13 protein-coding genes are annotated in these 21,791 nt (G+C 62.3%); 8 read left to right on the top strand and 5 right to left on the bottom strand.

The annotated features are described in order from the left end of the window. Positions 1–11 precede the first annotated feature (11 nt). The 5 genes from Q5H92_RS07695 to Q5H92_RS07675 all read right to left on the bottom strand — a co-directional run bounded on the left by Q5H92_RS07695 (position 12) and on the right by Q5H92_RS07675 (position 5,389). On the bottom strand, positions 12–746 hold the full coding sequence (locus Q5H92_RS07695; protein ID WP_305010924.1) for a S1 family peptidase: 735 nt from the start codon (positions 744–746) through the stop codon (positions 12–14). Between the two features lie 90 nt (positions 747–836). Next, the gene (locus Q5H92_RS07690) at positions 837–1,934 is read right to left on the bottom strand and encodes a PKD domain-containing protein (protein ID WP_305010923.1); all 1,098 of its coding nucleotides are present in this window, start codon (positions 1,932–1,934) and stop codon (positions 837–839) included. Between the two features lie 108 nt (positions 1,935–2,042). Further along, the gene (locus tag Q5H92_RS07685; protein ID WP_305010922.1) at positions 2,043–3,386 is read right to left on the bottom strand and encodes a TolB-like translocation protein; all 1,344 of its coding nucleotides are present in this window, start codon (positions 3,384–3,386) and stop codon (positions 2,043–2,045) included. A 129-nt stretch (positions 3,387–3,515) separates the two neighbouring features. Beyond that, positions 3,516–5,063: a rhamnogalacturonidase gene (locus Q5H92_RS07680; RefSeq protein WP_305010921.1), complete on the bottom strand. Its 1,548-nt coding sequence runs from the start codon at positions 5,061–5,063 to the stop codon at positions 3,516–3,518. Between the two features lie 89 nt (positions 5,064–5,152). Beyond that, positions 5,153–5,389, bottom strand: a complete 237-nt coding sequence (locus tag Q5H92_RS07675; protein ID WP_305010920.1) for a hypothetical protein — start codon at positions 5,387–5,389, stop codon at positions 5,153–5,155. A 244-nt stretch (positions 5,390–5,633) separates the two neighbouring features. Here Q5H92_RS07675 and Q5H92_RS07670 point away from each other — a divergent pair, with 244 nt between their 5' ends. The 8 genes from Q5H92_RS07670 (at position 5,634) to Q5H92_RS07635 (ending at position 21,737) form a co-directional block, all read left to right on the top strand. Then, positions 5,634–8,450 (top strand): family 78 glycoside hydrolase catalytic domain, encoded by a 2,817-nt coding sequence (locus Q5H92_RS07670; RefSeq protein WP_305010919.1) that lies wholly within the window; start codon positions 5,634–5,636, stop codon positions 8,448–8,450. Between the two features lie 4 nt (positions 8,451–8,454). Further along, entirely contained in the window at positions 8,455–9,597 is a 1,143-nt protein-coding gene (locus Q5H92_RS07665) for a glycosylase (RefSeq protein ID WP_305010918.1), read from the top strand. A 113-nt stretch (positions 9,598–9,710) separates the two neighbouring features. Next, positions 9,711–12,125, top strand: coding sequence for a beta-galactosidase GalB (gene galB / locus Q5H92_RS07660; RefSeq protein ID WP_305010917.1), 2,415 nt, complete (start codon positions 9,711–9,713; stop codon positions 12,123–12,125). Positions 12,126–12,272: 147 nt separating this feature from the next. Further along, a complete protein-coding gene (locus Q5H92_RS07655; protein WP_305010916.1) occupies positions 12,273–15,554 on the top strand; it encodes a glycoside hydrolase family 2 TIM barrel-domain containing protein in 3,282 nt (1,093 codons plus the stop codon). Between the two features lie 161 nt (positions 15,555–15,715). Beyond that, the gene (locus Q5H92_RS07650; RefSeq protein WP_305010915.1) at positions 15,716–16,873 is read left to right on the top strand and encodes an ABC transporter substrate-binding protein; all 1,158 of its coding nucleotides are present in this window, start codon (positions 15,716–15,718) and stop codon (positions 16,871–16,873) included. A 128-nt stretch (positions 16,874–17,001) separates the two neighbouring features. After that, entirely contained in the window at positions 17,002–19,449 is a 2,448-nt protein-coding gene (locus tag Q5H92_RS07645; protein ID WP_305010914.1) for a CaiB/BaiF CoA transferase family protein, read from the top strand. Continuing rightward, entirely contained in the window at positions 19,439–20,680 is a 1,242-nt protein-coding gene (locus Q5H92_RS07640; RefSeq protein WP_305010913.1) for an ABC transporter substrate-binding protein, read from the top strand. Before Q5H92_RS07645 ends, Q5H92_RS07640 begins: the two co-directional genes overlap by 11 nt. Next, a complete protein-coding gene (locus Q5H92_RS07635; RefSeq protein WP_305010912.1) occupies positions 20,673–21,737 on the top strand; it encodes a Gfo/Idh/MocA family protein in 1,065 nt (354 codons plus the stop codon). The genes Q5H92_RS07640 and Q5H92_RS07635 overlap by 8 nt, the downstream gene beginning before the upstream one ends. Positions 21,738–21,791: the final 54 nt, after the last annotated feature.

The following is a 21,791-nucleotide window of genomic DNA, read 5'->3' as shown; positions in this document are numbered from 1 at the left end:
GAAGCAGCCGCTTATTTCTTCTGATACTTCTCGATGAAGGCGCAGAGGCCATCTACGGGGCAGGGGGAGAAGTATTTCTGCTTCGAAACCGGGTCTATGGTTCCATTGGATACAATCCCAACAAATTGTCCTTGCTCGTCCACCAGCGGAGCCCCGCTTAGCCCGCCAAACTGTTCGGGCACAATGACGTCCTTCAGCAGCATGCGGTGGTCAACCGTTTTGTAGTACTCGAACTCATACACCCGCTGCGGGCCCTCTTCCATGTGGCGGGTCCAGCCCACCACGTACAGCTTCTCGCCCGGTTGCAGGGGCGTGGTGCGGAAAGCCAGGGGCTTCACCGCGGTGCCATTGGAGCGCACCGAGAACACCAGCCAGTCTTCGTTGTAGGTGGCTTTATCGTCCAACGACATCGAAGTATCCTCATTCAGTAACTGTCCGGTAGTTACTCGTTTGTCTTTGTTCGGCAACGAAAAAAGCGACCAGGATTTGATGCTGTTGCCCAGGGAGAGGCGCGTCATTTCTTTGGTCTTGATGATTTTCAGCAGGTGCCGGGCCGTAACGGCGAAGGTGTCCCGATTATGCACCAGCAAGAATCCACAGCTAAACCGCGGCTGGTCGAAGCGGGGGTCGGCAAATTCTATCCGGTTGGTAAGGGCAATGGCGGGAAATGCCTTGGCCGACGTGCGTTCTTGCCCCGAGCAAGCGGAGGAAAGCAACAGGAGGAGTAGGAGCCAGCAATGCTTCATGGTTGGTTGTATTGGGCTAATAATTGGCCGACATAGCACCGATTTATGGGCTTCCCTGCGCCAAGGTAGCGCTACCTAACGATGGCCCGATTACTTCACCGCCACGTCCCACACCTTGGCCATGCGGGCCTTGCCGGCCGGACCATCTACATCCAGCACCACGATGTACTTGCCGGCCTCCTTATAGCGGTGCACGGGGCTTTGCTCCGTGGATGTGCTACCGTCGCCAAAGTCCCAGTGCCAGCGCTTGATGGGGCCCCGGCTTTCGTCGGTGAACGTGACCTGGCGGTGGGCCATGTCCGTCACCTGAAACGACCATTGGGCCGCCAGTTTCGGCAGATACTGCGCGGCCAGGGGTAGCAGCGTGAAGACGGTGCCCAGGCTGGAATTGCCGTACATCTTGTGGTTTTTCGACAGATTCCAGAAGCCTTTTTTGCTTTCGTCGACCACGTCGTCGTAGTCAATCACGGCCCAGGTGAGGCCGATTTTCTTGCCTTCCGTCAGCACCGATTCCACGGCGCGGGCCGGTCCTTCGGTCCCGGCGTAGTCGAAGGGCGTAATCCAGAACTCGGCCGTGAGCTTGCCGGGTTGGCCGGGCTTGAAATCGTAATTGTAGGCGATGTTGGAATAGGGCAGCTTTTTAATCCAGGGCTGCGCACCCCAGGCCAGGGCCCAGTCTTTGCCCTCGGCAGGCATGAAAATGTGGTAGTTCTGCGCGTGCACGCCGTGGAAGGCGAAGTAGCGCTCCATCAGCGGCAGGTCCTGGTTGGGGTGCATTTCGGCCGTCAGCGGGCCGCCGGAAAGGTCGCCGTCCACCACGATTTCGAAGGTGTCGTTGTGCAAGCCCGGCAGGCTGAAATCCCAGTAGTTGTCGTAGGCTTCGTAGAGGAAGTAGAGCCGGTTGAGACCCGCCACCCAGGCCACGCGCACCTTCACGTCGAGGTTGGTGGAATCGGGTTTGGGATAGTGGCCGGAGTCGTCGCGCAGTTGGTTGGTGCCCACGATGTACTCCTTCGGGAACATGGCCCAGTCGTCGGCCTTGCCGTCGATGCGGGGTATCATGTTGGCCGGGAATTTATAGACTTTGAACCCCCGGTCTTCCTGGGCGTGGGCGGTGAGATAAACGGCACAGAGGACGAGAGCGAGGAAGATTTTGCGGTAGCAGGACTCGTTTATTGTCGCGTTCATTAGTGGATTGGCTTGTAGCGTGGACTCTGCGAGTCCGCGCCCTCCCGCGCATTTCGCAGTCGTTATGATTTTCAATAGGGCGCGGACTCGCAGAGTCCACGCTACGGGTTAATACTTCCGTTTCAGCCACGCCGCAGGCACCGGAATCACACAAATATTCATGCTCTTCCCATCAGCCGAAAGCATGGCCGATTGAATCTCAATCCGCGTTCCATCGGGGCTCATGGTGGGGTGCGGGTGGTCGGCAGCGGTGGTTTTGTGGTTGGTGCTGAGCAGCAGCATTTCGTGAGTGTGGCGGTCTATCAAATAAATATTGCGGGCGAAGTCGTCGCCCACCGCCCAGCGGCCGTCGGGCGAGCCGCTGACGTGCCAGAGGCCGCTGCCGCTGGGCGTCTGGCCCACAATGGTCATTTCACGGGTGCGATGGTTGACGATGGCGAGGCCCGTCGGTTTCTCGCGTGTGCCGGAGAGGCCCCAGGCGGCTTCCTGGCCGGGGTTGGCTCCGGCCACGGGCGTGCCGGGGGCCACGTCTTTGGCCACGGCCGGGATGGGCCGGTGGCCCATGATAGCGAAAGCGGTTTCGTCCTTGGTAATTACGGCCTCGTGCGTCACCCATTCATATTCTGATTCGGGGTAGAGCGGGCGCAGGCCGCTGCCGTCGGCCTGCACCGTCCAGGTGCGCTGGGGCGATTTACCGCCGGTTTCCCAGCAGAATACGATTTCGCCCGGCACCCAGGGGTTGGTCTGGATGTGCCCAATCTGAAACGGCACCGACACCACGTATTTGATGGCGCCGGTCTGCACATTCATGGCCGCGATGCCGGCCGGGCCAGCGCCCATGTGGCGCGGGCCAAACTCGGTTTCCAGCTTGATGCCGGGGGCAAGGTGGCGGGCGGCTTCGTCCTTGCCCACGCGGAAGTAGGCCCAGGTTTCGTCGCCGTCGAGGGCCATGTCGCCGCCGGCTTGCAACTCCGCCGGGGTGGTACCGCAGATGCGCTGGTAGTTACTGGCGGGCTGCATATGGCCGGCCTTGCTATCAGCAAAAACCCGAGCTAAGTCCACCTCCACAATCTGCACGCCGGCCGGCTGGTCTTTGGTTGCGCCCGGCAGGTCGCGCATGAAGTACAGCTTCATGGCCTTGCGCGCCACGTTGAGCATGCCGGTGTAGCCGCCCTCGCTCACCTGCACGATTTCGCCGGTTTTCTCATTCACGGCCAGAGCCTCGTTTTTCGCCCGATTGGAGCGAAAAATGAGCCATTGCAAGTCGCTGGTCCACTGGTTGTGGGTTTGGTAAATCTTGGAATCGCCGGCCGGGGTGCTGGTGAGAAAGGTGAGCGGCGTGCCAGTTACAGGGTCTTTTACTGTCTTTTTTTCGGATGGGAAGCGGCGTCCAATTTGAGCGTAGGCGGTGCTGGTGAGGAGGAAAAGGGATAGTGCTAAAGTGTGTTTCATGGGGTGGGATTTGGGAAAACGAGAACGTCATGCAGAGCGCAGCGAAGCATCTCGCTTGTGGTAGTAATTCAATTACTTGATTAGTGATGGCACGCGAGATGCTTCGCTGCGCTCTGCATGACGTTCTGTTTAATTGGCAACGGCGGGCGGGGGCAGGCCCCGCCCCAACCTCGTGCTGATGGACTTCTTCAACGCTTCACTACCCCGCACTTCCAGCCCGCGCACGTTCTTCAGTACCAGCCCCGCCCTATCGGCCGACACGTTGCGCAGGCTCACGCCGTCCACATCCGTCAGCATAAGCGCGGGCCGGGTTTCGGTGCCCAGCAGGTGGATATTTACGTCGTTCAGCTCAATATTTTTGGCGTGGCGGATGTAGAAACTGTAGGCCGGGCCGACGCCCAGCTTCTGGGGCTCTGGGTAGCCTTTTTCGTCTTCGGGCAGGTCCTTCTGAATAGCGGCGGCCGAGGCCGCATCCAGCGGCCGATACCAGATGCTGATGTTGCTCAGCCGCACATCCTCAATGGGGTGGCCCGGCACGCCGCTAATTAGCGTGGCAAAGCGCGCGTCGGCATTATACACCGTGACATTGCTGATATTGATGCGGCGCAGCTGCCCCGTGGCGGTGCCGGCTGGCGCCCGCAGCCGGCTGCTGAGGCGCAGGAAAATGGGCGAGTTCGTAACGTCGCGCATCGTGATGTTGCTGATGGTCACGTCTTCGAGCAGGCCGCCGTCCACGGTTTCCAAAGCCAGGCCGCGGCAGTAGGTGAACACGCAGTTGCTGATGGCAATGTTGCGAAAGCCGCCGTTCGACTCGGTGCCAAACTTGATGCGGCCGGTAGGCCCCTCGTGGTCGGGCACGAGGGCGGCTTCGTTGCGCCGGTAGGTGCCGTCGAGCAAGCTGCCGCGGTCGAAGCCACTCACCTGGCAGTTGGTGATGGTGACGTTTTCGGTGAGGCGGGCGTAGCCGAGGGCGAAGGAGCTTTTCAGGCAGATGGCGTCGTCCCAGGGCGAATTGACAGTGCAGTTGCTCACCCGCACGTTCTGGCAGCAATCAATGTCGAGGCCGTCGCGGTTGGTGTCGAGCTTGAGGTTGTCGATGGTGAGGTTGTCCACCCCCGTAGCCAGCAGCGCGAAATGGCCGCCCTGCCGCACCGTGAAATCCTTCAGCGTCACGTTGCGGCACAGCTTCAGGGCAATGGCCTTGTTGCCGACGGGGGACTGGTGCGGCCCTTCCCGCGTAAGGCCCTGCCCATAAATGGTGCCCGGCCCGAGGATGGAAATATCCACCAGCCGCTCGCCCCAAATCAGGCTGTTGTGCCAGTGGCTGTGCCCGAAATCCTGGAACTTGTCGTTGTCGGCCGGCTCGGGCGCATCGTAGCCGGTGGCGCCCACGGGCGCGGCGGCCAGCAGCACGGCGCCCTGGTCGAGGTAGAGCCCGATGTGGCTTTGCAGCCGGATGGAGTAGCTGCGGTAGGTACCCGCCGGGAAATACACCGTGCCGCCGCCAGCCTTCGTCGCTGCCGCAATGGCCCGGTTGATGGCGTCGCCATCGAGCGTGGCGCTGTCGCCTTTCGCCCCAAAATCCCGGACGTTGAAACCGGCGGCGGGCGGGGCGGCGGCCAAGTTTCGGCAGAAGCTCAGCAGCAATAAAAACAGGCAGGCGGCGCGTGGTAGCATGGCGCAAGCACCAGGATTTTCACCCCGCAACCTTCCTGTACTGTGCTGACGCCTGGCTTAGCGGCAGTTCACCCAAACCGCCTCCTGGCCTAGCGGCTGGCGGGCGGCGACGGGCTCCTATCACCCAGAATCCGTCCAATTTTCGTGGGGGCTACGAACGGTACCGGCTGCCTCGGGGCGCGCACCCGCTTCAGGGTATCGGCCGTGATGTCGGCTACCGGGGCGGCAGCCTCGGTGGCGGTGGGTTGCGAGGGCTTGTCCTGACAGGCGCCCAGCAACAAGCTGGCACCCAGAGCTCCTGCGATGGCGGCGATTTTCTCCTTCATGATACTTCCGGCGCCTTGCGCAATGATTAGCCGCTTAACGGGGTGCCCGCTCCTAGGGTTGGAAAAAACCCGACCGTAGCCCCGCTGAGGCGCATGCTAACATCCTACAACAAGATGCCAAAGCCCGGCACGGGGCTGGGCGGCTCAAATTCTACATTTGTCAATGGCCTTATCCGGTCAGGCCCATTATTCCTGTCGCTCCATCCCTTCCCAGCCCAGCACCGTCGCAGCGAAATTCAAGGCAATGAAAACAAGGACTTTTCTTTCCTTCTACCCCTCGCCTGCTGCTGCCGTTTTGCTCACGCTCATTGTACTGATTTATCATCCGGCCGCCGCGCAAAAACTGGCCGTGGCAAACCTGAAATGTGAATACCAACCCCACCCGCTGGGCGTGCAAACCCGCACGCCGGCTCTGAGCTGGGAGCTGCACACCGACCGCCGCAACGTGCGGCAAACCGCGTATCAGGTGCTGGTAGCGGACAGCCGCCCAAGCCTCGACAAGAACCTCGGCAACACCTGGGACTCGGGCAAAATCCAGTCGGCCGCTTCCGTCCAAGTGAGCTACGCGGGCAGCGCTTTGCAGCCGGCCCACACGTATTACTGGAAGGTCAAAACCTGGGACAACCAAGGCGGCGCGTCTGCCTGGTCGGCAGTTAGCGAGTGGCAAACGGGCCTGTTTTCGGCCGCCGACTGGAAAGGCGCCCGCTGGATAGCCCACGAGCAGCTGCTCGCCGCGCGCGTGACCGTGCTGCCCGTGGACGGCACCAAGGACACTTACCGCGACAACAACACCCTGCCGCTATTGCGTAAGTCCTTCACGGCCAGAAAACAGCTCACTCAAGCCACACTATTCATCAGCGGCCTGGGGCAGTTCGAAGCTCTTTTGAACGGGCAAAAGATTGGCAACCACTTCCTCGACCCCGGCTGGACGAAGTACGACAAGCAGGCCCAGTACGTGACGTTTGACGTGACCAGCCTGGTCAGGAACGGCCAAAATGCGCTGGGCGTCATGCTCGGCAACGGCTTCTACTACGTGCCAGCGGTGAAGGAGCGGTACCGCAAGCTCAAGTCGGCGTTCGGCTACCCCAAGCTGATTTGCCGGCTGGCGCTGATGTACGCCGATGGCTCGCACGAGGACGTGGTGAGCGACCCAACCTGGCGTACCGCCGCCGGCCCGGTTAGCTTCAGCAGCATCTACGGCGGCGAGGACTACAACGCGGACCTGGCGCCAGCCGGCTGGGCCACGGCCGCCTTCAAAGACCAGGCCTGGCGGCCCGTGGTTTCGGTAGAGGGCCCGCCCGAACTGGTGGCGCAGGAGCAGGAGCCGCTGCAGGTTTTCGATACCTTCAAAGCCCAAAGCACGACCCAGGCCCAACCCGGTAAGTGGGTGTACGACTTCGGGCAGAATGCCTCGGGCATCATCGAAATCCAGGTAAAAGGCCAGCGCGGCGACACCGTGCGGATTACGCCGGCCGAGCTGCTCGGAGCCGACAAAACAGTGACCCAGAAGAACACTGGGCGCGGCTTTTACTTCACGTACATCCTGAAAGGCAGTGGCGTCGAAACCTGGCGGCCCCGCTTTACTTACTCCGGTTTCCGCTACGCGCAGGTGGAAGGGGGCGTGCCCAAGGGTGAAAGCAACCCGAAGCACCAGCCCGAAATTCTGAGTCTCACGTCCCTGCACACCCGCAACGCAGCGGCCAGCGTGGGCTCGTTCTCGTGCTCGAATGACCTGCTCAACCGCACCCATACGCTGATAGACTGGGCCGTGAAAAGCAACCTGGCCAGCGTGCTCACCGACTGCCCGCACCGCGAAAAGCTGGGCTGGCTGGAGCAAACCCACCTCATGGGGGCCTCACTGCGCTACGGCTACGACATGGCCACGCTGTGCCGCAAAACGCTGGCCGACATGCGCGCCTCGCAGCTAGAAAACGGGCTGGTGCCGGAAATCGCGCCCGAGTACGTGAAGTTTGAGTGGGGCGGCGACATGTTCCGCGACTCGCCGGAGTGGGGCAGCGCCAGCATCATCCTGCCCTGGTACGTGTACCAATGGTACGGCGACCGGCAGGTACTGGCCGAGAATTACGACCTGATGCGCCGCTACGTGGCCTACCTCGGCACCAAGGCCAGCGGCCATATTCTCGCGCAGGGCTTGGGCGACTGGTACGACCTCGGCCCCAAGCCGCCGGGCGTGTCGCAGCTCACGCCGATGGGCGTAACCGGCACGGCTACTTACTATTACGACCTCACCATTCTGGCCCAAATAGCCCGGCTGCTGGGCAAAACCGATGAGGCCGCCGAGTATGAAAAACTGGGCGCCGAAGTAAAGACCGCCTTTAACGCCAAATTCTTCAACCCCCAAACCAGGCAGTACGCCACCGGCAGCCAGGCGGCCAACGCCATGGCTGTGTACATGGGCCTGGTCGCGCCGGCCGACAAGGCAGCGGTGGTGGAGAACATCGTGCAGGACCTGCGCACCCGCGACAACGCCCTGACGGCCGGCGACATCGGCTACCGCTACCTGCTGCGCGTGCTGGAAGACGCTGGCCGCTCCGACGTCATTTTTGCGATGAACAACCGCGCCGACGTGCCCGGCTACGGCTACCAACTGGCGCACGGCGCCACGGCCCTCACCGAGTCGTGGGCGGCGCTGCCCACGGTGTCGAACAACCACCTCATGCTGGGGCATTTGACGGAGTGGTTTTACAGCGGCTTGGCGGGCATCCGGCCGGCCGAAGGCTCGGTGGCCTTCAACAAAATCGACATCCGGCCCGAACCGGTGGGCGACGTGACCAACGCCCAAGCCAGCCACCAGTCGCCTTACGGCCTGATTGCGACGAGATGGAAAAAGGCTGGCAACTCCTTCGATTTGACGGTAACCATTCCGGCCAATACTACGGCCACGATTTACCTGCCGGCCACCGCTTCGGCGCGCATCACGGAAGGCGGCCAGCCACTGGAGAAGCACCCGGAGTTCCAGTCGCTGGGCTTTGCGGAGGGCCGGGCGCGCATCAAGGCGGGTTCGGGGACTTATCATTTTGAGGTTAACGCAACCTTGTAATCGCATGAAAACTCAACTTGCTTCTCTCTTGCTGCTTAGCGGCCTTGGCCAGTCGGTTTGGGCACAAAAAGCGCTGCCTGCCGCCGTGCCCCCCGCCGCGATGCAGAAGGTGTATGAGGAGGTGAAAACGCCTTACAAGTACGGCCTGGTGCTCGTCACCGACGATAATAAGAAGAAGATGGACTGCCCCAGCGTGTTCCGCAAAAACGGGCAGTGGTGGATGACCTACATCATCTACGACGGGCGCGGCTACGAAACCTGGCTGGCCCAGAGCAAGGACCTGCTAAAGTGGGAAACCAAAGGCAAAATCCTGTCTTTCACCGATACTACCGACTGGGACACCAACCAAAAGGCCGGCTACGTGGCCCTGCAAGACCCCAAGTGGGGCGGTAGCTACGAGTGGCAGCCCTACGCAGGCAAGTACTGGCTGTCGTACTTCGGCGGCAACTCGCGCGGCTACGAGAAGGGCGTGCTCTCCATCAGCCTAGCTTCTACTGCTAAAGACCCCACCACCCTGCCCACCTGGCAGCGCCTAGCCAAACCCGTGCTGCGCCCCGACGACAAGGACGTGCGCTGGTGGGAAAACCACACCATCTACAAAAGCTCGGTTGTCTGGGACAAGAGCAAGCTCACCGGCCACCCGTTCGTGATGTATTACAACGCCAACGGCGACAGCCTCAACGCCAAGCGCGGCGCCGAGCGCATCGGCATGGCCGTGAGCGACGACATGACGCACTGGACGCGCTACCTGCGCAACCCCGTGCTCAACCATCACACCGGCATCACTGGTGATGCTTACCTGCAAAAAATGGATGAAGTGGATAAGGGCCTGTGGGTCATGTTCTATTTCGGCGCCTTCTACCCCGGCGTGAAGGGCGCCGTGAACCGCTTCGCCTGCTCCTACGACCTTACGCACTGGACCGACTGGACCGGCGCGAATTTGATTGAGCCCTCCGAGCCTTACGACGAGCTATTTGCCCATAAGTCCTTCGTGCTGAAATACAAAGGTGTGGTATACCACTACTACTGCGCCGTGAACAAGCCCGACCAGCGCGGCATTGCGGTGGCTACGTCTAAGGACTTGGGCAAGAGTATGGTGGCGTTTATCGCGCCGCCGGTGAAGAAACCAAAAGAACCCAAAAATTGAACGATGTAGAGACGCGACACTTCGCGTCTCCCGCCTGAACGACAGACACCACGCCATTTAAACAACATCAGCAACGACGAGACGCGAAGTGTCGCGTCTCTACATCCCATCCAATGCCTCGTCTGCTTCTTCCCTTACTTCTACTGTTACTCAGCTCCCAAAGCATCTTTGGGGCCCAGCCGGTAACGCGGGTGGTGGCGGATTTCAACCAGGGCTGGAAGTTCTACCTCGGCGACGAAGCTGGCGCGAAAGATGCCACGTTCAGCGACGCCGCCTGGCGCAGGCTCACGCTGCCGCACGACTGGAGCATCGAGGGCCAGTTTGATGAAAAGAACCCCGCCAAGCCCGAAGGCGGCGGCCTGCCCACCGGCATCGGCTGGTACCGCAAGACGTTCACGCTGCCGGCCACGGCCGGGCGCAACATATTTATCGAGTTCGATGGGGTGTACAAGCGCAGCGAGGTATGGCTGAACGGCCAACTCCTGGGGCAGCGGCCGAACGGCTACATCTCCTTCCGCTACGAGCTGACGCGCTACCTGCGCCCGGCGGGCCAGGCCAACGTGCTGGCCGTGCGGGTCGATAACTCGGCCCAGCCCGATTCGCGCTGGTACACGGGCTCCGGCATTTACCGCAACGTGCGGCTGGTGACCACGCACCAAGTGGCCGTGGACGAGTGGGGCACCTTCGTGACCACGGCCGCCGTGAGCGCGCAGGCCGCCACGGTGGCCGTGCAAACCCAGCTGCGCAACACCACGGGCGCGCCCCGCAAGGTGAGCCTGCAAACGGTGCTGCTCGACCAAAGCGGCCGGGAAGTAGCGCGGCAGCTGACCCCGGGCGTGCAGCTGCCGGGGGCTTCGGCTACCGTTTCTCAGAAGCTCAACCTTAAAAATCCGCAGCTTTGGTCGGTGGCGAAACCGTATCTGTACCGGGTGAAAACCACGATTCTGACGGGCAAAACGCTTGAGGACGAATACGAAACGCCGCTGGGCATCCGCACTTGTGAGTTCACCCAAACTGGCTTTCTGCTGAACGGTCAGCCGTTGCGCATCCAGGGCGTGTGCCAGCACCACGATTTGGGGGCGCTGGGCGCGGCCGTGAACTTGCGCGCCATGGAGCGGCAGCTGGAAATCCTGAAAAAGATGGGCTGCAATGCCATCCGCACCGCCCACAACCCGCCCGCGCCGGAGCTGCTGGACTTGTGCGACCGGATGGGATTTCTGGTACTGGATGAGGCCTTAGACATGTGGCAGAAAAAGAAGAACGGCCAAGACTACCACCTCGATTTCAAGCAGTGGCACCATCGTGATTTGGAAGACCAGATTCGGCGCGACCGCAACCACCCGAGCGTGTTTCTGTGGAGCATCGGCAACGAAATCCGGGAGCAGTTCGACAGCACCGGCACGCGCCTGACCCGCGAGCTGACGGCCACCGTAAAGCGCCTCGACCCGACGCGGCCCGTCACCTCGGCCCTGACGGAGCAGGAGCCAGCCAAGAACTTCATCAGCCAGGCCGGCGTGCTCGACGTGTTGAGCTTCAACTACAAGCACGCCGACTACCCCAAGCTGCCCGCTAGCTTTCCTGGCCAGAAATTCCTGGCCACCGAAATCGCGGCGGCGTATGAAACGCGGGGCCACTACGACCTGCCGTCCGACAGCCTGCGCATCTGGCCCCGGGACGGCAAAACCAAGCTCACCACCGGCAACGCCGACTTCACCGCCTCCAGCTACGACCACGCCGCGCCCTACTGGGGCGCCACCCACGAAGCCGCCTGGCGGGCCGTCCGCAACAGCCCGTTTATCAGTGGCGCCTTTGTGTGGAGCGGCTTCGATTACTTAGGCGAGCCCCTGCCCTACCCCTGGCCAGCGCGCAGCTCCTACTTCGGCGTTATTGACCTGGCCGGCTTCCCCAAGGATGCTTATTACCTGTACCAAAGCGAATGGACCACCCAGCCCGTGCTGCACCTGCTGCCGCACTGGAACTGGCGCCCCGGCCAAACCGTGGATGTGTGGGCCTATTACAGCCAGGCCGACGAAGTGGAGCTATTTTTGAACGGTAAGTCTCTGGGTGTTAAAAAGAAATATACCGACGACCTGCATGTGATGTGGCGCGTGCCCTACGCCCCCGGCACCCTGCAAGCCATTTCGCGCAAAGCCGGCCAGACCGTGCTGACCAGCACCATCAAAACCGCCGGCCCGCCGGCCAAAATCGAACTCACTGCCGACCGCAGTAAGCTGCGCGCCGACGCCAAAGACCTGTCCTTTATAACAGTGCGTGTGCTGGATGCGGCTGGCAACCTGGTTCCCGACGCAACTAATCTGGTGAAGTTTTCGGTGAGCGGCCCGGGGTTCATTGCTGGCGTGGATAACGGGTATCAGGCTAGCATGGAGTCGTTTAAAAAGCCGGAACGCAAGGCTTACAACGGGATGGCGTTGGCAATTATTCAGACGACGGAGAAGGCTGGGACTATTACCATCAAGGCCATGGCAGAAGGCCTAGCGCCAGGCAGTCTGACGCTTACCAGTAATTAATTCAACACCATGCTTTTCCCTCAAATTATTTTACGCAAACGGGTAGAGTGTAGAGACGCGACACTTCGCGTCTCGGCGTTGAACGGCCGAAACCGCGCAATTCCAACAACATCAGCACCGCCGAGACGCGAAGTGTCGCGTCTCTACATGGTTCTGGTTTGCTTTTTCCTAACCTTCGCAGCCCACGCCCAGGAAGCCAGCGTGTACTTCTTCCCCGGCGTTTCCAACCCACCCAAAATCTACGCCGGGCCCGAAGGCGACGCCTGGGAAATCCCGCAAATCACGGAGCTGAACCGCGACAAATCGCGCGCCACGGCCTACTCTTTCCCCACCGAAAAAGGCGCCCTGCTCGGTGACCGTAACAAGACGCCGCGCCTGCTGTCGCTCAATGGCTTGTGGGATTTCAACTTTGCCATAAAACCCGCCGATGCACCCAAGGATTTCTACAAAAGCCGCGTGCATGGCTGGAAGCAGCTGGCCGTGCCCTCGAATTGGGAGATGCATGGCTATGACCTGCCTATTTACAAGAGCGCCAAGTACCCATTTCGGCCCGTGAACCCGCCGTTCGTGCCGCAGGATTACAACGGTGTGGGCTCGTACCAGCGCACGTTTTCGGTACCGGCCGGGTGGCAGAACCAGAACGTGACGCTGCACTTTGGCGGCGTCAGCTCCGCGTTTAAGGTGTGGGTAAATGGGAAGTTTTTGGGGTACGGTGAGGACAGCTGTTTGCCCTCGGAGTTCAACGTGACGCCCTACCTGCAGGCGGGCGAGAACGTGGTATCGGTGCAGGTAATGCGCTGGTCGGATGGCTCCTACCTCGAAGACCAGGACCACTGGCGGCTGAGCGGTATCTTCCGCGAGGTGCTGCTGCTGGCCGAGCCCAAGCTGCGCATCGCCGACTTCCACTGGCAGGCTAAGCTCGATAAGCAGTACAAAGATGCCGTGCTGAGCATCCGCCCGCGCCTCGAAAACCTGACCGGCAGCAACGACATTTCGGGCTATCAGGTGAAGGCCCAGCTCTTCGACCAAACGGGCGCGCCGGTGCTGCCCCAGCCTTTGCAGCGCACCGCCGAAAGCATCATCAACGAGCCCTACCCGCGCCTCGACAACGCCAAGTTCGGCCTGCTTGAAACCACCATCCGCAACCCGCTGAAGTGGAGCGACGAGGCCCCCAACCTCTACACGCTGGTACTGACGCTGACCGATAAAACCGGCGCAGTGCTGGAGGCCAAAAGCTGCAAAGTTGGCTTTCGCAGCATTGAGTTTTCGAAAGAAAACGGCAAGCTGCTGATTAACGGCAAGCTCACCTACCTCTACGGCGTGAACCGCCACGACCACCACCCCACCAAGGGCATGGCCGTGAACCGCGACGACATCCGGGGAGACGTGCGCACGCTCAAGCAGTTCAATTTCAACTGCATCCGCACCAGCCACTACCCCAACGACCCGTACTTCTACGACCTCTGCGACGAGTATGGCATCCTCGTCATAGATGAGGCCAACCTCGAAACCCACGGCCTGGGCTCCAAGCTCAGCAACGACCCGGCCTGGACCGCCGCCTACCAGGAGCGCAGCATGCGCATGGCCCTGCGCGACAAAAACCACCCCAGCATCATCTTCTGGAGCCTCGGCAACGAGAGCGGGCGCGGGCCCAACCACGCTGCCATGGCCGCCTGGCTGCACGATTTCGACATCACCCGGCCCATCCACTACGAGCCCGCCATGGGCGACCCGCACGTGGAAGGCTACATCGACCCCAACGACCCTGCTTACCCCAAAAACCACGCCTACCGCATCCAGACGCCCCGCGACCAGGCCTACGTGGACATGGTGAGCCGCATGTACCCCGGCCTGTTCACGGCCGAGCTGCTGGCCAACCAGCCAAACGGCGACAACCGCCCCATTTTCTTCTGCGAATACGCCCATTCGATGGGCAATGCCACCGGCAACATGAAGGAATTCTGGGACGGCTGGCGCGCCACCAAGCGCATCATCGGCGGGTGCATCTGGGAGTTTAAGGACCAAGGCTTACTGAAAAAAGACTCCACGGGCACCGCGTTTTACGCCTACGGCGGCGACTTCAAGGAGAAGTATTACGACGACTTCACCATCAAAGGCATCGTGGCCTCGGACGGCAAGGCCCACGCCGCTATCTACGAGTGCAAGCGCGTGTACCAGCCCGCCGAATGCACGCTCACCGATGCCGGCCAGGACCTGATTAAGGTGGAAAACCGCCACGCCAGTAAGTCGCTGGCCGACTACGCCGTGCGCTTGGTGGTGCGCGAAGACGGGCGCGTGGTGAGCACCAAACTGCTGCCGCGCCTGCGGCTGGCGGCCGGGCGCGACACGGTGATTTCGCTCAAGCCCTACCTGCCCAAAATGAAGGCCGGGGCGGAGTACCTGGCCACTATTTCCTTCACGCTACCCCAGCTCAGCGCTTGGGCTGCTGCGGGCCACGAAGTCGCCAGCAACCAGTTTGCTCTGACCGGTTTGGCCCAACCCGCGAAGCCGGCCAAAACATCCCCGGCGGTGAATATTCGGGAAGAGCCCACTGCCTATGTGCTCAGTGGCAAGGACTTCCAGGTGAGTATTACCAAGGCCACCGGCGCGCTCACCTCATACCGCTGGCAGGGCACCGAGCAGCTGGCCGCCCCGCTGCTGCCCCACTTCACCCGCCCGCTCACCGACAACGACCGGCGCGGCTGGAAGGCCGACAAGAAGCTGAAAGAGTGGTTCGCGGCTGAGCCCAAGCTGCAAAGCCTCACCCTCGACCAGAGCACCGCCAGCCGCCCCAGCCTCACCAGCACCTACAGCCTCATCGACGGCAAAACCACCGTGCGCGTGACCTACACGCTAAACGGCGACGGCACGCTACGCGTAGCGTACGCCCTCACGCCCGCCGCCGGCCTGCCCAACATCCCGCGCGTGGGGATGCAGCTTGGCATCAAGCGCGCCTACGATAACATCAGCTTTTACGGCCGTGGCCCGATGGAAAACTACATCGACCGCCGCTACGGCTTCGACGCGGGCATCTACACCCAGCCGCTGGCCGAGTTTGCCGATTCCTACGTGGTGCCCATGGAGTACGCCAACCGCACCGACGTGCGCTGGATGCAGCTCGCCGACCAGCAGAAATCCGGCCTGCTCGTCGTGGCCGATAGCCTGCTAAGCATGAGCGCCTGGCCCCACACCGAGCAGAACATCCAGACGGCCCGCCACACCAATAAGCTCAAGGACGCCGGCTTCATCACCCTCAACATCGACCTCGCCCAAATGGGCGTCGGCGGCAACACCAGCTGGGACGCCCAGGCCGCACCCATCGACCAATATCAGTTGCCCTCGAAACCCTACAGCTACAGCTTCTACCTGTTGCCCATCAGCGGCAAAAAGGATGCTACTGGTGCTACCGCCCAACGAATAAAATTCTAACGCCAACCTGACGCGAGTCACCTCACCCCCGGCCCCTCTCCCGCGGAGAGGGGAGCCTGACGTAAGCTGTCGCCTGGCACCCCTCTCCGCGGGAGAGGGGCCGGGGGTGAGGTTCCCCGCCTGCGCCGTTTGGTTTCCCAGCAATTAAAACCACCACCCCAATGCCCACCGAACCCATCCACCTGAAAGGCATCACCTGGAACCACAGCCGGGGCTTCGTGCCGATGGCCGCCACCGGCCAGCGCTTCGCCGAGCTGAATCCCAACGTGCACATCACTTGGGAGAAACGCTCCCTGCAACAGTTTGCCGATGAGTCGATTCAGCAGCTGGCCGAGCGGTTCGACTTGCTGGTAATTGACCATCCGTGGGCCGGCTTCGCGGCGCGCACCGGCTCCATTTTGCCTTTGGATGAATACCTACCGGCCGAATTTATGACCGACCAGCAGGCCAATACCGTGGGGCACTCCTTCGAAAGCTACCGCTTCAACGGCCACCAGTGGGCCCTGCCCATCGACGCGGCCACGCCCGTGGCCGCCAGCCGCCCCGACCTGCTGGCCCAGCACGGCCTCACTCTCCCCGAAACCTTCGCCGACCTGCTGGCCTTGGCTGACCGTGGCCTCGTAGCCTTCTCGCTCATCCCCATCGACACGCTGATGAGCTTCTACATGTTCTGCTGCTCGCTGGGCGAAGACCCCTGCCAACGCGAAAACGAGGTAGTGAGCGAAGCTATTGGCATCCAGGCGCTCCAGCTGTTCCGCCAGCTCGCTAGCAAAGTCGACCCAGCCTGCTTCCACCGCAACCCCATTCAGACCTACGAGGCCATGACCCAAACCGACGCGCTGGCCTACTGCCCCTTCGCCTACGGCTACTCCAACTACGCCCGCCGAGGTTACGCCCGCCACCTGCTACACTTCCACGACATGGTGAGCCTGACGCCCGGCGGCACGCGCCTGCGCAGCACGCTGGGCGGCACCGGCCTCGCCATTTCGGCCAAATGTGCCGAAGTTGAAACCGCCGTGCGCTACGCCGAATTCGTGGCTGCGCCCGCCTGCCAGCAAACCCTGTACTTCGACAACGGCGGCCAGCCCGGCCACCTCACCGCCTGGCAAGATGAGCACGTGAATGCGCAGTCCAGCAACTACTTCGCTGCCACGCTCCCGGCCTTGCAGCGCGCTTTCCTGCGCCCGCGCTACCACGGCCACATGTTCTTCCAGGACCACGCCGGCGGGCCCGTGCGCCAGTACCTGCTGAACGGCGGCGACGAGCGGGCGCTGCTGAGCGAGTTGAACGAGCTGTATGTGAAATCCAGAAAGATGTAGCGTGGACTCTGCGAGTCCGCGCCACGAGCGCAGCGAGTAGCCCGCGCCCTCACATCCTCACGTCATTACTCGCTACGCTCGTTGCGCGGACTCGCAGAGTCCACGCTACATCCAATCCCAAACCTACCATGTCCCTCCCCCTATCCGGCCTCCTAGTCATCGAATTCAGCCAGTTCCTGGCCGCCCCCTCGGCCGGCTTGCGCCTGGCCGACCTCGGCGCCCGTGTCATCAAGATTGAGCGGCCGGGCACCGGCGAGGCCGGTCGCCAGATTGCTATTAAAAACCTGTTTGTAGAGGGCAGCAGCCTGGTTTTTCACACCATCAACCGCAATAAGGAATCCTACGCCGCCGACCTGAAAAACCCGGACGACCTCGCCCGCGTGAAGCAACTGCTGGCTCAGGCCGACGTGATGACCCACAACTTCCGGCCGGGCATCATGGAGAAAATCGGCCTTGGCTACGACGCCGTGCGGGTGCTGAACCCGCGCCTCATCTACGGCGTGGTGACGGGCTACGGCCCCACCGGCCCCTGGGCCAGCAAGCCGGGCCAGGACTTGCTGATTCAATCCATGTCTGGCCTCACGTATTTGTCGGGTACGTCGGCCGACGGGCCGACGCCCTTCGGCATCGCGGTGGCCGATATTATCTGCGGCTCGCACTTCGCGCAGGGGCTGCTGGCGGCGCTGGTCCGGCGCGGTCGAACCGGCCAGGGCGCGCTGGTCGAAGTGAGCCTGCTGGAGTCGGTACTCGACATTCAGTTTGAGCTGCTGACCACCCACCTGAACGACGGCGGCCAGCTGCCCCGGCGCGGCGCGGCGCGCGGCACCGCTCACGCCTACCTCAGCGCCCCCTACGGCATCTACCAAACCCAGGACGGCCACCTGGCCCTGGCCATGGGCAACCTCGACAAGCTCGATGCGACGCTGAACCTGGGCATTCTGGCCGACTACCCCACCGCCAGCTCCTGGTTCGACGGACGGGACGATATCGCCGCCCGGCTCGCCGCTGCCCTGCGCGAACACCCCACCGCCGCCTGGCTCGCGAAGCTAGAGCCGCTGGGCATCTGGTGCGCCGAGGTGCTGAACTACCAGCGAGCCACCAGCAGCCCCGGCTACGAGGTGCTGGGCATGCAGCAACTGGTGAAGCTGGCTGATGGGCAGCAGCTAGCTACCACGCGCTGCCCCATTCGGATTGATGGGGCGAAGCTGTACTCGGATAAGGCCGCGCCGATGCCGGGGCAGGATACGGCGGCGATTCAGACGGAATTTGGTTTGCTCGCCGGGGTAACCTCACCCCCTAGCCCCCTCTCCTGCGGAGAGGGGGAACTAGCTCTGGAATCTACGCTGGAGCTAGAAACTAGTCCCCCCTCTCCGCAGGAGAGGGGGCTAGGGGGTGAGGTTGACGCAAGGGCCAAACCCCTCGCCGACCTCCTAGTAGTCGATTTCAGCCAGTTCCTCTCCGGCCCTTCCGCCGCCCTGCGCCTGGCCGACCTGGGCGCTCGCGTCATCAAAATCGAGCGGCCCGAAACGGGCGACATCTGCCGACACCTCTACACCTCGAACGTCATCATGAACGGCGAGTCGTCGGTATTTCACGCCATCAACCGCAATAAGGAAAGCTTCGCGGCCGACCTCAAAAATGCCGCCGACCGCGCGCAAGTCTGGGAACTGGTGCGCCGGGCCGACGTGGTGATGCACAACTACCGCCCCGGCGTGATGGAGCGCCTTGGCTTCGACTACGCCAGTGTGAAGGCGCAGAACCCCAACGTGGTGTACGGCGAAATATCCGGCTACGGCCCCGAAGGTCCCTGGCGCGACAAGCCCGGCCAGGACCTGCTGCTGCAAGCCGTCTCGGGCCTGACTTGGCTGAGCGGCAACGCCGACGCCGGCCCCGTGCCCTTGGGCCTGTCCATCGTGGACATGCTGGCCGGCGCCCACCTCGCGCAGGGGCTGCTGGCTTGCCTGGTGCGCCGCAGCACCCGCGGCGAGGGCGGCCTGGCGCAGGTGAGCATGCTGGAATCGGCGTTCGATTTCCAGTTCGAAACCCTCACCACCTTTTTCAACGACGGCGGCGCGCTGCCCCAGCGCACCGCCCACAACAGCGCCCACTCCTACCTCGGCGCGCCCTACGGCATCTACCAGACCAGCAACGGGTTTCTGGCCCTGGCCATGGGTTCGATTCCGGTATTGGGGCGGCTGCTGGGCTGCGAATCGTTGCTGAGCTACCCGGAGCCCGCGCAGGCGTTCACGCAACGCGACGAGATAAAAGCCACCTTGGCCGAGCATCTGAAAACCGGTACTACCGAAGCCTGGCTCGCCATCCTGGAGCCCGCCGACATCTGGTGCGCCAACGTGCTGAGCTGGGACCGGTTGCTGGCCCACGAAGGCTTTGCCGCGCTCAATATGGTGCAGGAAGTAACGATGGCCGACGGCTACGCTTACCGCACCACCCGCTGCCCCATCCGCCTCGATGGCGAGCTGCTGACTTCCCCTGTTGGCTCTCCGCAGCTGGGCCAAAACAACGCTGCCATTCTCGCCGAAATCGCCACGTTTCAACCCGCCCGCCATGATGCCTGAGCAGCCCCCGTTTCACATTGCCGTGCGGCAGTTTGGCCCCTTCGAAAGCACTATGGCGAAGCTGTGGGCCAGCTTTTGTCAGGAAACCGGCTGCAAGTTGGCCGTGGAGATGATACCGATGGATTTGCACCAGCTCTACGCCAGTCTGCTCACCGATAAGGGTCTACAAAACGGCACCTGGGACGTGGCCCACATCAACACCGACTGGCTGCCCGAAGCCGCTAGCACCGGCGCCCTCGAAAACCTGACGCCCTACATTCAACAGAACCCGCCCGCTGATTTTCCCGCCGGTTGGAGCCCCTCGCTGCTGGGCATGCAGCAAGTTGGTGATGCCATAATGGGCCTGCCGTTTCACGATGGGCCGGAATGCCTCATCTACCGCAAAGACCTGTTTGAGAGCCAGCAAGAGCAAGCCCGGTTTCAGGAGCTGCACGGCCGACCCTTGCAAGTGCCCGAAACCTGGGACGACTTCCAGACAGTGGCGCGTTTCTTCCAGCGGCCCGCCGACAACCTGTTCGGCTTCGTCGCCGCTGGCTTCCCCGACGGCCACAACACGGTGTTCGATTTCTGCCTGCACCTCTGGACGCGCGGCGGCCAGCTGGTTGATGCGCAGGGCCGCGTCCGCATCGACAGCGCGGCGGCGACCGACGGCCTCGCCTTCTACCGCCAGCTGCTGCGCGACCAGGCCGCCGGGCACCCGCAGACCATGCAGTACGAGTCGGTAGCGGCCGGTCAGGCGTTTGCGCGGGGCGAAGCGGCCATGATGGTGAACTGGTTTGGCTTCGCGGCCGTGTGCGACGTGGACGCGGCCTGCCCGGTGCGCGGCCGGGTCGATATTGCCCCGATTCCGCACGGGGCGGGCGGGCAGTCGGCTTCGCTGAACGTGTACTGGCTCTACGCCATCGGTTCGGGCAGCCGGCACAAGGCCGTGGCCTACGACTTCTTGCGCTTCGCCACCCGTCCCGAAAACGACAAGTTCCTGACCCTGGAAGGCGGCATCGGCTGTCGCCTCTCTACCTGGCACGACCCCGAAATCAACGCCCTCGTGCCCTACTACCACAAGCTCGAAATGCTGCACCAGCAGGCCCAAAGCCTCCCGCCCAAAGCCAACTGGGCGCAGATTGCCAGCATCATCGACGAGGTGGTGCTGCAGGCCATCAACACCGATGCGCCCGTGGCGAAATTACTTGCCGCCGGCCAACAGAAAATTAACGCGCTCGACCATGTTTAAGCTAGAAAACCACGACATTCCCTACCTGCCCGTGCTGCCGCAACGGCCGCTGCCTATCGTCATCATCGGGGCCGGCGGCATTGTGAACGACGCGCATTTGCCGGCCTACCGCAATGCTGGGTTTGAGGTGGTGGGCATCACCAACCGCACCCGGGCGCGGGCCGAGAAGCTGGCCGCTGCCTGGGGAATCCCGCACGTGTACGACTCGGTGGCCGAGGCCGTGGCCCACGCGCCAGCCGAAGCCGTGTACGACGTCACCATCATGCCCGAGCAGTTTGTGGAAACGCTGAACCAGCTACCTGACGGCGCGGGCGTGCTGATTCAGAAGCCGATGGGCGACTACTTCTGGCAGAGTCAGGAAATTCTGGAGGTCTGTCGCCGAAAAAATCTAGTGGCCGCCATCAACTGCCAGCTGCGCTTCGCGCCCTACGTGGCCGCCGCCCGCGAGATGCTGCGCCAGGGCCTCATCGGCGAGTTGTACGACATGGAAGTGCGCGTGACGCTGGAAACGCCCTGGGAGCTGTTTCCGCACGTGATGGTGCATCCGCGTCTCGAAATCCAGTACCACAGCATCCACTACATCGACCTGATTCGCAGCTTCCTGGGCGAGCCTAGCCGGGTGATGGCCAAAACCTTGCGCCACCCGGCCAAAGCACTGTCGTCGTCGCGCTCTACCATCCTCTTCGATTACGGCGAGACTATGCACGCCGTCATCAACACCAACCACGACCATGCCTTCGGCCCCGAAAACCAGGAGAGCTTCATCAAATGGGAGGGCACGAAAGGCGCCATCAAAGCCCGCATGGGCCTGCTCATGAACTACCCCCACGGCGTGCCCGATAAGTTTGAATACTGCATCATGCACGAGGGCGAACAGCCGGTTTGGCACACCATAGCGCTGGAAGGCTCTTGGTTTCCGGATGCTTTTATGGGCACGATGGGCAGCTTGATGCGCTTCAAAAATGGCGAAACCGACGTGCTGCCTACCAGCGTGGAAGACGTGATAAAAACCATGGCCGTGGTGGAAGCAGCTTACGCGTCGAGCGATGGAAAGTAGCTTGGACTCTGCGAGTCCGAGCGCGAGCGCAGCGAGCATCTGCGCCAGGTAATT

This window comes from Hymenobacter mellowenesis (assembly GCF_030581005.1).
In the GTDB taxonomy this organism is placed as follows: Bacteria; Bacteroidota; Bacteroidia; order Cytophagales; family Hymenobacteraceae; genus Hymenobacter; species Hymenobacter mellowenesis.
This window is presented reverse-complemented; position numbering and strand designations above follow the sequence as displayed.